The sequence below is a fragment of the Rhodoluna sp. genome, assembly GCF_044239955.1.
Taxonomy (GTDB): domain Bacteria; phylum Actinomycetota; class Actinomycetes; order Actinomycetales; family Microbacteriaceae; genus Rhodoluna.
On sequence record NZ_JBIIAL010000003.1, the window covers coordinates 69,892 to 83,245 of the forward strand.

At 49.2% G+C, this 13,354-nt stretch carries 10 protein-coding genes; 2 read left to right on the forward strand and 8 right to left on the reverse strand.

Features of this window, described 5'->3' with window-relative positions; translation table 11 throughout:
• Positions 1–8 precede the first annotated feature (8 nt).
• Positions 9–1,331, forward strand: coding sequence for a kynureninase (locus AC9UFE_RS02390; protein WP_509545382.1), 1,323 nt, complete (start codon positions 9–11; stop codon positions 1,329–1,331).
• Entirely contained in the window at positions 1,332–2,165 is an 834-nt protein-coding gene (locus AC9UFE_RS02395) for a tryptophan 2,3-dioxygenase (protein ID WP_509545383.1), read from the forward strand.
• Here the strand turns inward: AC9UFE_RS02395 and AC9UFE_RS02400 are convergent.
• The 8 genes from AC9UFE_RS02400 to purN form a co-directional block, all read right to left on the reverse strand.
• Positions 2,155–3,015 (reverse strand): bifunctional methylenetetrahydrofolate dehydrogenase/methenyltetrahydrofolate cyclohydrolase, encoded by an 861-nt coding sequence (locus tag AC9UFE_RS02400; RefSeq protein ID WP_509545384.1) that lies wholly within the window; start codon positions 3,013–3,015, stop codon positions 2,155–2,157. The genes AC9UFE_RS02395 and AC9UFE_RS02400 overlap by 11 nt on opposite strands.
• 3 nt (positions 3,016–3,018) lie before the next feature.
• Positions 3,019–4,305 carry a serine hydroxymethyltransferase gene (gene glyA / locus AC9UFE_RS02405; protein WP_509545385.1) on the reverse strand — a complete coding sequence of 429 codons (1,287 nt, stop codon included), beginning with the start codon at positions 4,303–4,305 and terminating at the stop codon, positions 3,019–3,021.
• A gap of 75 nt (positions 4,306–4,380) precedes the next feature.
• Complete coding sequence (locus AC9UFE_RS02410) at positions 4,381–6,117, reverse strand: glycine-rich protein (RefSeq protein WP_509545386.1); 1,737 nt, start codon at positions 6,115–6,117, stop codon at positions 4,381–4,383.
• Positions 6,118–6,172: 55 nt separating this feature from the next.
• Positions 6,173–7,387 carry an NADP-dependent isocitrate dehydrogenase gene (locus tag AC9UFE_RS02415; RefSeq protein WP_509545387.1) on the reverse strand — a complete coding sequence of 405 codons (1,215 nt, stop codon included), beginning with the start codon at positions 7,385–7,387 and terminating at the stop codon, positions 6,173–6,175.
• 72 nt (positions 7,388–7,459) lie between these two features.
• Positions 7,460–9,265 (reverse strand): ABC transporter ATP-binding protein, encoded by a 1,806-nt coding sequence (locus tag AC9UFE_RS02420; protein ID WP_509545388.1) that lies wholly within the window; start codon positions 9,263–9,265, stop codon positions 7,460–7,462.
• Positions 9,262–11,034 (reverse strand): ABC transporter ATP-binding protein, encoded by a 1,773-nt coding sequence (locus AC9UFE_RS02425; RefSeq protein WP_509545389.1) that lies wholly within the window; start codon positions 11,032–11,034, stop codon positions 9,262–9,264. The genes AC9UFE_RS02420 and AC9UFE_RS02425 overlap by 4 nt, the downstream gene beginning before the upstream one ends.
• A 73-nt stretch (positions 11,035–11,107) precedes the next feature.
• Positions 11,108–12,754, reverse strand: a complete 1,647-nt coding sequence (gene purH, locus AC9UFE_RS02430) for a bifunctional phosphoribosylaminoimidazolecarboxamide formyltransferase/IMP cyclohydrolase (RefSeq protein WP_509545390.1) — start codon at positions 12,752–12,754, stop codon at positions 11,108–11,110.
• An 8-nt stretch (positions 12,755–12,762) separates the two neighbouring features.
• Positions 12,763–13,350, reverse strand: coding sequence for a phosphoribosylglycinamide formyltransferase (purN, locus tag AC9UFE_RS02435; protein ID WP_509545391.1), 588 nt, complete (start codon positions 13,348–13,350; stop codon positions 12,763–12,765).
• Positions 13,351–13,354: the final 4 nt, after the last annotated feature.

Here is a 13,354-nt window from a genome sequence, read left to right on the forward strand (position 1 = left end):
TAAACCTCATGAACTACCCATTGCTTAGAGGAATCGGCGACCTGCTTTCAAGAAGCACTGCAGAACTTCTAGATCAGGCCGACGAACTCAAAGAATTTCGCAAAGAGTTCTTCGTCAAAGATGAATCACTTTGTTACCTAGACGGAAACTCGCTTGGTCGGTTACCGCTTGCAACTATCGATAGAGTTTCAAGCTTTCTTACCGACGAGTGGGGCACTGAGCTAGTTGATGGCTGGAGTCACTGGATCGACGAGGCTCAGCCTGCAGGGGATCTTCTGGGAAGAGCGACTCTTGGTGCCGCAAGTGGTCAGGTATTGGTTTGTGACACGACTAGCGTGAATTTTTACCAGCTGTGCGTTGCGGCAATCAAAGCTCGTCCTGGACGAAAAGCAATCATCATCGACTCAGCTAACTTCCCGACCGACCGATTTGTTATTCAAGGCATAGCGGAGCAATTCAATTTGAAGCTAATCACTCTAGACACCGATGGAACCGGTGGTCCAGGTTCAGTAAAAATTGCCTCCGAGAATGAGCTGGTAACAGCTGAACTCTTAGCGCCATTTTTGAGTACCGATGTTGCTTTAGTGACACTGCAGGCGGTTAACTATCGATCTGGAGCTAGGGCAAACCTGAAAGCAATAACTGATTTGGTTCGCTCTTACGGCGGGTTGGTTGTTTGGGATGCATCTCACGCTGGAGGCTCCGTGGAGCTAGATTTCGACTCCAATGGAGTGGACTTGGCTGTTGGCTGCACCTATAAGTACGGCAACAGCGGCCCTGGTTCACCGGCTTGGTTATATGTTCGCAAGGAACTGCAATCCAGCTTGAAAGTGCCCATTCAGGGGTGGTTTGCTCAGGACGATCAGTTTGCAATGGGACCGGTTTTTGACAAGAACAATGGCATCCGCGGGTTCCAGATTGCCAGCCCATCAATAGTTGGTATTCGAGCAGTCCAAGCTAGCTACGAAATGATTGAGCGGGCAGGAATTTCCCGAATTGCCAAGAAAGCAGCTATTGGTACCGAACTCATGATTGCGCTGTTTGACGCCTGGCTTGTTCCTTTGGGCTTCACGCTCTTGACTTCCAGAGATCACCGACTTCGCGGAGGTCATATCACAATCGGACACCCGGAAGCCAAAAGGATCGCAGCAGCACTAAGGCAGTTCGCCCAAGTGGTTCCTGACTACCGGATGCCAAATTCCATAAGGCTGGCAATTTCGCCGTTACCAACTAGCTTCGTTGAGGTATTTGATGGTTTCGAAAGAATCAGAGATTCCGTTACGCGCAAGGACTACGAAAAAATTCAAGAGAGTGGAAACCGAGTTACCTAAATGAGCGAACAGCATGACAAAGCCGTCACATACACCAGCTACCTAAAGGTAGATGACTTACTCGAGCTCCAACAGCCGCTATCTGATGGACCAGAGCACGACGAGCTTCTGTTCATAACAATTCACCAGGTTTATGAGCTTTGGTTCAAGCAACTCTTGCACGAAAGCCAAGCGCTGCAAGTTGCCTTGGAGGAATCTAAAACCCATAGATCTCTGTCAATTCTTGGCCGCATGAGAACTATTATGAAAACTTGTGTGGCGCAGCTAGACATTCTTGAAACGATGACACCTTTGCAATTCAACTCATTCCGCGGTCGCCTTAGTTCCGCATCCGGTTTTCAATCCGCTCAGTTTCGTGAGCTAGAAGCGGTTCTTGGAAGACGGGACCAGGCAGGAGCCGATGCCAAGGCAGGAACCGGAATGTCTATGGCTTCTCACCTTGTTCCTGGATCAAGCGCCAGAAACAAAGTTGAGGCCGCCATGAGTAGAGCAAGCCTTTACGACAGTGCCTTGAGATTCTTTGACTCTCGCGGACACAAAATGCCAAAGGAAGTTTTGGATCGAGACGTATCGCTTCCTTATGAAGCAAACGAACAGGTTCAAGAAGTATTACTTGCCGCTCATCGAAATGATCCAGAAGCCAACATGGTGGGCGAAGCCCTCATGGATCTCGATGAGGGATTCCAGGAGTGGCGTTATCGTCACGTAAAAATGGTCGAGCGCACCATTGGAGCAAAGATGGGAACTGGTGGGTCTGCGGGGGTTGGTTATCTGGCCAGTACTCTGTTTAGGCCCGTATTTGCTGACCTCTGGGCGATTAGATCTAAGTTCTAGAAGCCAGCTGAACCACGTTTTGTAGCAACATCGCGCGGGTCATCGGACCCACTCCACCTGGGTTTGGCGATAGGTAGCCTGCAACCTCTGACACCCTTGGATCAACATCCCCCACAAGCTTGTCCCCTTCAATTCTGCTGATGCCGACATCTAAGACCGCAGCTCCTTGTTTGACCCACTCTGGCTTCACAAAATGTGGAACACCAATAGCGGCAACAATGACATCAGCATTTTGCAAAGCTTCGGGAATGTTTTTGCTGGCCGAATGCAACAGGGTTACTGTTGCGTCGACTCCTTTTCTAGTAAGCAGCAAACCAAGCGGTCTACCAACAGTTACTCCCCTGCCAAGCACCGCTACTTTTTTGCCACTTAGTGAAACATCATATCTACGAAGTAGTTCAACAATTCCAGCAGGCGTGCAAGGAACTGGTGATTTCATTTCTCCTGAAACATTTAGAACCAATCGTCCCAGGTTCACTGGGTGCAATCCATCGGCATCTTTTGCTGGGTCAATCAGCTCAAGAAGTTCTAATGAATCAATTCCCACTGGCAGTGGTAGCTGGATGATGTAGCCGGTGACATCCTTGGATGAGTTCAACTCATTAATTGAATTCAAGATATCTGACTTTGATGCACTCGCTGGTAAATCAATTCGGATCGACTTGATTCCAACTTCGGCGCAGTCGCGATGCTTGCCAGACACATAGGCGTGTGAACCCGGGTCATCTCCAACCAGCAAGGTTCCAAGGCCTGGAGTCATGCCACGCTTTTTTAGCTCAGCAACTTTGGCTGCAAGTTCTTTCTTTATCGCCTTAGCCGTAGCTAAGCCATCAAGAATTGTCGCACTCAAGTGCTACCAGTTCTCTAGGCCGGAATAAAGTGGGAACTTCTCGGTCAGCACCCGCACTCTAGCTTTTAGAGCTTGGGTGTCTGGGTTTGGAAGCAATACCTGAGCGATGATCTCCGCAACCTCGGTGAACTCGGTTGCACCGAATCCGCGTGTGGCAAGAGCTGGGGTTCCAATTCGAACACCAGAGGTCACCATTGGTGGTCTTGGGTCGTTCGGGACAGAGTTTCGGTTCACGGTTATACCTGCATCGTGAAGCAGATTTTCAGTTTCTTTTCCATCGATTGGGGCATTACGAAGATCAACCAAAACCAAGTGAACATCGGTTCCACCGGTTAATATGGAAACTCCGTTTGCTTTAACATCTGGCTGAACCAGACGCTCAGCGATAATTCCTGCTCCCTCGATTGTGCGCTGCTGGCGCTCCTTGAACTCTGGGCTCATCGCGGCCTTGAAAGCCACGGCTTTGGCAGCAATGACGTGCATCAGCGGTCCACCCTGCTGACCAGGGAAAACTCCCATGTCAATTTTCTTGGCATACTCTTCCTTGCAAAGAATCAAACCGGATCTTGGTCCGCCAAGGGTTTTGTGAACAGTGGTTGAAACAACATCAGCATAAGGAACTGGCGATGGGTGTAATCCTGCAGCAACTAGGCCGGCAAAGTGAGCCATGTCCACCCATAGCTTCGCCCCAACTTCATCAGCAATTGAGCGGAACGCAGCGAAATCTAGGTGTCTTGAGTAAGCAGACCAACCAGCAATCAGAACCTTTGGTTTGGTTTCAAGCGCACGTGCTCGAACAATTTCCATATCAATCAAATTTGTTTCTGGGTTTAGTCCATAAGCGTGTGGCTCGTAGGTCTGACCAGAAAAATTAAGCTTCATTCCATGAGTTAAGTGGCCACCGTGAGCCAGCTCAAGACCCAAAATACGATCGCCTGGTTTTGCAAGAGCCATCATCAGAGCTGCGTTAGCGGTGGCTCCAGAATGTGGCTGGACGTTTGCGTGCTCTGCCCCAAAGAGTTCTTTGGCTCGAGTGCGGGCTAGCTCTTCCGCAACGTCAACAACTTCGCAACCACCGTAATACCTCTTACCCGGATAGCCTTCAGCGTACTTATTGGTAAGAACCGAACCCTGAGCTTCTAAGATTCCTCTTGAGACAAAGTTCTCACTGGCAATCATTTCCAATGTATGCCTTTGGCGATCAAGCTCCTGCTGCAATACAGCAGCAATTTCTGGATCGGTCTCAGAAAGCGGCTTAGAAAAATTAGACAGTTGGCTACTGGTAGTCAATCGGGGCTCCTTGTTTTTAGTAGCTTACCAGAGCCGATGTTTGAGACCGTTGGGGGTGGTCGAAGCCTCGACCACCTAACCAACTACCAGATCGGAAATGCCTCTTCGCCTCAAGGTGAGCCCAGCCGCCAGGAGCAAGACCCCTGCAATAACTAGACCAACGGTCCAGCTCAGACTCGAGTTCACGGGATCGGAAGTGGTCGAGGCGGTGATAATAGATTGAGCAGCTTGCGACCTTTGAGTCGGGGATTGAGTAACTTCAGAGTCCTCACTGGGTAGATTTTCCAGCGTTACCTCGGGAGCCAACCGCTCTCTGGCAGGTGCCCCCAAGAAACTTGAAGGGTTTGGCGAGCTGGGGATCACTGGCGGCAAGGCTAAAGCAGCTGGCTCTGGAACCGCAACCGCAAAAGAGCTGTCCGCTGCGGGGCCTGTGTTCCCAGCTAAATCTGCAACCGAATTGGCAAGGATTGTAAAGGTAAAACTTGAACCCTCGCAGCCAATCAGTGCTGCTAGCCATGTTTGATCACTGCTAGCAGTAACAGAGTCAAGCTGGCAAGCACTTTTTGAGCTTGTGAAGCTATAGCTATCGGTTTCAGGTTGCAACACGGGTTCGGTAATTGGAATTATCAACTCTGAATCTTGTTGTGTGATTTCTAGTACTTCAGGCGCAGTTCGATCTACAAATACCATGGCTGAACTCTGAGTCGTCTCGGGACCGGAATACCCTTGTGCGGCTATTGAGTTTGCGGGAATTGAGATACCCACTTGACCATCTACGCAATCTGTCACTGTGTAAAGAAGAGATGTTCCACTACCACTGAGGGTTCCGGTTTGACAGGTGCCTGGATCACCGACTATTTCGATGTGACTGGCGGAAAAGTTTGGGAATGGGTCACTAAGTTCAATTTGAAAATCTACAACGGAAGAATTTGTTAGTTGTGTTTCAGAGCCAATCGATTGAAATAGTGGAACCAATTGGTACTCAATCATGACCATTCCGTGGCCGCTTTTTACTCCAGTAAAGTGTGTGACATTAGATGTGTAGTAAGGATCTGCAAAAGAGGATCCACCTCCACCAGCTCCCGCATCATTACCTGAGCTGTCAGTATCGGAGCCGCCACCGCCTCCTCCAAAGTAGCCACCGCCTCCACCGCCACCTCCGTAGAGGTTGCTAGAACCACCGGTTCCACCGGTAAGTAGCGAACCAGCTGCACCTGAGGTTCCTGTTCCGTTAGCTGCTCCCCCGTATCCACCAGAAGTTTGTGAACCGCCTCCACCACCTTGTCCCTGGCCATCTTTCCCAGCAGCAGCGAAGATACCTCCGCCCGGGCTAGGGGTTGGGGTGATTCCAGCTCCGCGACCACCACCTCCTCCGGCAACAACAATTCTTGATTCAACGTTGGTGCCTAAGCGGATATCACTTGAGCCGCCGCCGGATCCTTCATTATTTGAACCCGATCCAGCTTGGCCCCCACCGTTGAAACCACCGGCCGCCGATTGCCCAGTTATTCCAGCTCCCGCTACCGCGATATACAAAGTGGAAGGGATCTGGGTCAAAGTTCCGGTAACCCGACCACCCTGGCCACCACTCTTTCCACCCTGACCACCAGAGACTTGAAATGTCATATTGCGCGCGTTTATCGGAGGGTGCCAAGTTTGAATCTCACCAGTGTGGGAAAACCAAATAGTGCAGTTTTGCTCGTAGCAACTTTCAACGTAGGTTGCGCTTGCCGGTATCACACCGAATGTTCCTGCCGTAATTCCAATTGCCAATAAGGTCGCGGTTATCGAAGAGTACTTTAATTTTTTCATCCCGCAAATGTAAAACCCCTGACCGATTTCAGTCAGGGGTTTTACACAATGTGGATTACTTCAGACGCTGTTGCAAATTTTCTGCTAACGACTGCATAAACTCTTCGGTTGTTTGGTACGCCTGGTTTGGACCTACCAGAGCTGCGAGGTCCTTTGTCATTTTTCCAGACTCAACAGTCTTGATTACGACATCTTCTAGACTCTCAGCAAATTTCTGAACCTCTGGAGTTCCATCCAATTTGGCACGGTGCATCAGACCTCTGGTCCAAGCGTAGATAGAGGCAATCGGATTAGTCGATGTCTTTTGACCTGCCTGGTGTTGGCGGTAGTGACGAGTAACCGTTCCGTGAGCCGCTTCAGCCAAAGCTGTCTTGGCATCTGGGGTAGTTAGAACCGAGGTCATGAGACCAAGAGATCCAAAGCCCTGAGCTACTGTGTCGGACTGAACGTCACCGTCGTAGTTCTTGCAGGCCCAGACGTAGCCACCTTCCCACTTCAAAGACGCGGCGACCATGTCATCGATTAGACGGTGTTCGTACGTAATTCCTGCTGCTTTGAACCTGTCTGCATACTCGGCGTCAAATACTTCTTGGAAAGCGTCTTTGAAGGCGCCGTCGTAGGCTTTCAAGATTGTGTTCTTGGTGGATAGGTAGACCGGGTAAGTCCTTGCCAACCCGTAGTTGAAGGAGGCTCTCGCGAAGTCACGAATTGAGTCCATGTAGTTATACATACCCATCGCAACACCACCGGATGCGGGGTAATCTGCGATTGTCCAGGTCTGGGCTTCACCAGATTCTGGAGTGTAAGTCATGGTGACGGTTCCCTTGCCCGGGATCTTTATGTCAGTTGCTTTGTACTGATCACCGTGGGCGTGACGACCGATAACAATCGGTTTGGTCCAACCAGGAACCAGTCTTGGAACGTTGGAGATAATGATCGGCTCTCTGAAGACAACGCCATCGAGAATGTTTCGGATAGTTCCGTTGGGTGATTTCCACATCTTTTTTAAACCAAACTCTTTAACTCTGGCCTCATCGGGAGTAATCGTCGCACACTTGACACCGACACCATGCTGCTTGATTGCATGGGCAGCATCGACGGTCACTTGATCGTCGGTTGCGTCACGATTTTCAATTGAAAGATCGAAGTAGTCCAACTCCACATCCAAGAAGGGAAGAATGAGTGAATCTTTAATGTTTTGCCAGATGATGCGAGTCATCTCGTCGCCATCTAGATCGACTACTTTGCCAACAACTTTGATCTTTTCCATTTATTACTCTTTCTTTCTGTGAGCCCTAAAGCTCTTCTAGACTACCGAAATCTTGAAAAATCTTTTTCCCCGCTAAACCAGGGAATCTCGCCATGCCTTGTGCATTTTGGAGAACTTTCCAGATCCTGAAATCAAATTCTTTGGAGAGTCGTCTTCAATAACTCTTCCTTTCTCCATAACAAGCACCCGATCTGCTATCGAGACTGTTGATAATCGGTGCGCGATGATTATTGCGGTTCGATCTGCCAGCAGGGTCTTTAGTCCATGCTGAACAAGTCGCTCGGAAGGAATGTCTAGCGAGCTCGTCGCTTCGTCCAAAATCAACACAGCTGGATTAGCAATGAATGCCCGTGCAAAGGAGATTAGCTGCCTTTGACCAGCACTTACACGACCACCTCGCTTATTGACATCGGTTGAGTACCCTTCCGGCAAAGCAAGAATAAACTCATGCGCTCCGACGGCTTTGGCAGCCTGCTCAATTTCTTCGGGAGTAGCGTCGGGTTTCCCAAGGGCGATGTTGTCCGCTACCGATCCAGAGAACAGGTAAGCCTCCTGGGTAACCATTACTACCGATCGCCTCAGGTCCTTAGCCGACAAATCCCGAACGTCGACGCCATCTAGAGTTAGCGTTCCTGAAGTCGGGTCGTAGAAACGTGAAATCAGCTTCGCAATGGTTGATTTACCGGCACCGGTTGTTCCAACCAAAGCGATAGTTTGACCGGCAGGAACGGTCAAGGAAAACTCTGGAATCACTTCAACACCATTTGAGTAATGGAAACCTACCTTGTCAAAGATAAGTTCACCCTTGGCGTTTGATAGCGCGACTGGTTTAGTTGTTTCTGGAACCGAAGGTCTCTCCTCTAGGACACCAGAGATTTTCTCTAGGGCAGAGTTAGCTGACTGATAGGAGTTATAGAACATAGCAAGATCTTCCATCGGGTCGTAAAACCTTCTGGCATACAAGATTGCTGCAATCAAAACACCCAGACCCAAAGAGCCCTCTAGAACTCGAACACCACCCCAGAGCAAAATAATTGCAACAGAGATGTTTCCAATCATGATTAGCGCCGGGTCAAAGATTCCAAATAGCTGGATTACCTTGGCGTTGATGTGCCGGTACTTTTCAACCAAAGTTTCATACTCGCCCTGGTTTCTTTTCTCCTTGCGGAAAGCCTTTACTGCACGGATTCCAGTCATGGTCTCAACAAAGTAAACAATTAACTTGGCCGATGAAATCCTGGACTCTCGGAACATCAGTTTCGAGTTGACTTGGAACCATCTGGTCAAAAAATATAGCGGAATCCAGCTAATTGCAAGAATTGCAAAACTTGGTAGATCTAGAAACACCAGCGCAGTTGCGGTAAACAGCATGTACAAGATTCCAACAATCATCTCGTTGCCACCGGTATCTAGAAGCTCTTTGATGGCGTCTAGATCGCTAGTTTGACGGGAGATTACGCGCCCCGAGGTGTATTTCTCATGGAACTCTAGAGACAGCTTCTGGGTGTGAACAAATATGCGCTGCCTTAGATCCAACAAAACATCTTGGCTTAGCTTGGCCGCGTACCTTAGGAACCAGCTAATTAGCGAAGCGGTGGCAACGGCGGCAAATAGGTAGCCACCGACTACCAAGAACAGTGGTGTGGTGTCAGCCTTTAGCGCGGCTGGCAAAGCCCAGTCAATGCTGAGTGCAATAAGTGCTGGTCCTGCCACTCTAAGGGCCTGGGACAAAATCACAATCAAAAGACTTAGCAGTAGTCGTCCGCGAACTGGATAGATAAGTGAGAATAAAAGTTTTCTAGAGCGAAGCTTCACCTGCTGCGATTCTTCTTTACTTAGCTGGATCTTGTCTTCGCCAGCAACTCCTTGCATGCTCATTCGCTCACCTCGATTTGCTTACCGGCCGCGTCGAGTGACGAAATTACATATCGGTAGTGATCGTTGGTTGCCAAAAGATCACTGTGTTTACCAACTGCAACAATTTTGCCATCTTGCATAAGTGCGACTCGATCTGCTAGCTGCACCGTGGAAGGCCTGTGAGCCACAATTAAAGCCGTCGTTTTCTTCAAAACTCTTCTAAGCGCTGACTCAACAAGTGCTTCGGTGTCAACATCCAAAGCTGACAGCGGATCATCCAAAACTAATACCGAGGGCTTGGCAGCAACCGCTCTTGCTAGAGCAAGACGTTGACGCTGTCCCCCAGATAAAGAAAGTCCTTCTTCGCCAATCTTGGTATCAAGACCCTCTGGTAGTTCATACACAAAGTCAGCCTGAGCGATAGAGAGCGCTTCTTTCAATTCTTCTTCTGTGGAATCAGGTCTTCCAAGCAAGACGTTGTCTCTAACCGACGCTGAGAACAAGGTGGCATCTTCAAAAGCCATGGCGATGTGTGAGCGTAGCTCAACTCTTGTTAGTGATCTGATGTCGACGCCATCCAATTCGATTGAGCCTGAAGATACTTCATACAGCCTGGTGGTTAGGGCAGTTAATGTGCTCTTGCCGCAGCCGGTTACACCAATTAGGGCAACAGATTCCCCCGGCTCTAAAACAAGGTCAACACCGCGCAATAGATCTTGCTGATCTGGCTTGCTGTCTGGGTAGCGGAAGTGAACATTCTTGAATTCCAAGCGACCCTCTGGTGAACTAATCGTCTTTGCAACTTCTGGATCCTTGATAAGCACCGGCTCGTCGATAACCTCAAAAAAACGCTGAATAGCAGTCTTGGCATCTAGGGTCATTGAGAGTAGGAATCCAATTGATTCGGTTGGCCAACGCAAAACCGTCGCCGTGGCAAAAAATGCCACTAAACCACCAATTGTGAAGCTGCCCTCGGCAACCAGGAAAACACCAACCAGCATTGATGCAGCTACCGCTGTTTCAGGAATCAGCAGCAAATAGACCCAGATGTTTGCAATCAGTCCGGCTTTTTTAAGCTCGGTTGATCTGAGACCTTTAGCTTCTGCTGCAAACTTGCGAGCCGCATGATCACCGCGACCGAAGGCTTTGAGAACGCGAATACCGTGGACTGACTCTTCCACTGAAGTTGCCAGATCTCCTGCTTGGTCCTGTGAGAGCCTTGCAATCTGTCCATACTTTGCCTCAAAGCGATATCCCTGAATCCAGATTGGAATCGAGATCAAAAAGAAAATGAGACCCAGTAGCCAGTGAAAAGTAAACAAGATTGCAAGGCCAACAACAATTGTTAGTCCGTTAGCAAACAAAAGAACAACACCAAAAGATAGCCAGCGGCGAATCAAGCTCAGATCCTGAGTGGCTCTGGAAAGAAGCTGGCCGGAAGGCCAGCGATCATGGAAGCTAACTGGAAGGTCTTGAAGTTTCCTGTAAAGAGTTGAACGCAGCCCAGCCTCAACAAATGTTCCCGGGGTTAGTACCAGCCAGCGGCGAAGAAGCACCATGGCAGCTTCCAAGGTACCCATAAGAAAAACTAGAAAGACAAAAAAGTAAAGAGTGTCTAGGGTTCCAGAGCTATCAAGGCTGTCAAACAAGGACCTCAGTAGCTGAGGAATCGCGAGAGCGAACAAGCTTGCCGCGACGGCCGCGAAGATACCAAGCACAATTCGAGGGAGGGCTTTTTTCGCGTAGGGGAAAATTCGCAACAGGGTCGCGATGGTTTTGTCTTGCTTCATAAATCCTCGGTAATAACATGCCTTTTTGAGGCAGCCTTATAGGCTACCACCCCGAAGAGAACTTCACACTCAACTAGTGAAAGAAGTGGCGTTCTCCGGTGAAATACATCGTGATGCCGGCATCTTGGGCTGCGCGAATCACATCTTCATCTTTAACAGAGCCCCCCGGTTGGACAATCGCTTTGACGCCAGCCCTGATCAACACCTCAAGTCCATCTGCAAAAGGGAAGAATGCGTCGCTTGCTGCAACTGAACCCTTTACTCGGCTAGCTGCCCTAGAAACCGCTAGTTCACAAGAGTCCAGCCTGTTTACTTGACCCATTCCAATTCCAACCGATGCGCCTTCTTGGGCCAGTAGTATGGCGTTTGATTTAACTGATCTAACCGCTCGCCAGGCAAATGCTAGATCGGAGCGAGTTTGAGCATCTGCGTTGTTTCCCGAAACCAATTTCCAGTTTTGATCAGAAAAGTTCTTGAAACTGTCGGACTCTTGAAGCAGAAAACCGCCAGAAATTTGCTTGAGTTCTTTTGTAGGAGCGCTATAGCTTGGTGGAAGTTGCAACACTCTCAAGTTCTTTTTGGAAAGTAAAAGCGATAACGCCTCTGTCTCATACCCAGGCGCGACAATAACTTCCGTAAATATCTCAGCAACCTGGGAAGCCATCTTTAAAGTAACAATACGGTTTGCTGCAATCACTCCACCAAAAGCTGACACTGAATCACAAACATAGGCCTTCGCGTGAGCGTCGGCGATGGCATCATCGGAACTTGCAGCGCCAATTGCAATTCCGCAGGGATTTGCATGCTTGACAATTGCAACCGCTGGCTCATCAAAGTCAAATGCGGCTCGCATGGCAGCATCGGCATCAACAAAATTGTTGTATGACATTTCTTTGCCGCCAAATTGCTTAGCTTGGGCAATACCCAGGGACTTGTCGAGGCCATCTATTTTGTAAAGGGCAGCTGCTTGGTGCGAATTTTCTCCATACCGCAAAACATTCGCCAAAGAAGCCTTGATTGTAAGCTGTGGCTCGAATCCAGGGTTCTTACCCGCGTCAGCATCTTTCGAGCTGGAATCGCTTTTCCAGCCATCATCTAGCGCGCCGGCCATCCAGTTGGAAACAGCTGTGTCGTATTTGGCGGTGTGTGTAAATGCCTGCAGGGCTAGTTGCTTGCGCTGCGCCAAAGAAGTGCCGCCGTTAGCGGTTGCAGCGATGATGTCTTTGTAATTTGCTGGATCCACAACAACCGCAACATTGGCGTGATTTTTAGCCGCAGCGCGGACCATCGCAGGACCACCGATATCGATCTGGTCAATGGCTGACTCACCGCTTGCCCCATTGGCAATTGCTTCGACAAATGGGTACAGATTCACAACCAAAAGCTGGAAAGCACTAACGCCGAGTTTTTCTAACTCACTTCGGTGACCGGTTAGCCGAAGATCTGCAAGTAACCCAGCGTGAATAGCTGGATGAAGTGTCTTGACTCTGCCATCTAAGGTTTCTTGGAAGCCAGTTACCGCAGACACTTCTGTTACGGGAATCTTTGCCTCGGAGATTGTTTTTGCAGTTGAACCGGTCGAAACAATCTCGACACCACTAGCGGCAAGAGCTTTTGCTAGTGCTACTAGACCTGATTTATCTGAAACCGAAATCAAAGCGCGTTTAATTGGGACTTTATCGAAGTGAAGGTAATCGGCTGCGGTGTATTTGGTATTCAAAGCTACCCCTAGCCGAGCTGACTTGGCTCTAGTTGCTTGCTGGCCAAAAACTTGACAGTTTCAATCAAAAGCTTGTGCTCAACTAGCTTGATGCGCTCGTGCAATGTTTTCTCGTCATCAGCCGGGAAAACAGTTACGGCCTCTTGGGCCAGGATTGGACCAGTGTCGACTCCTTCGTCAACAATATGAACAGTTGCTCCGGTTTCTCTGGCACCGGCAGCTAAAGCATCTCTTACGGCATGAGCTCCAGGAAAACTTGGTAACAGGGCTGGGTGGATGTTAATTATTCGCGGAGAAAACTTTGCAACAAAAGATTCAGGCAGTACTTTCATAAAGCCCGCAAGAACAATCAGGTCTGGATCAAGATGCGATATGTTCTCTCCGAGCTTCTCCGCCCATTTGTCCCGGTTAGCAAAATGCTTTTCTTCGACAACAAAGGTCGGAACGCCATATAGGTCTGCGTGTTCAAGACCCGAGGCTGGCTTATCGGATCCAACTGCCAAAACTCTGGCTGGAAAGAGCGGATTCTTTGTTGCTTCCAGCAGCGCTAGCAGGTTTGATCCTGAACCAGATATCAAAACAACAACTGAAAGCATGGGG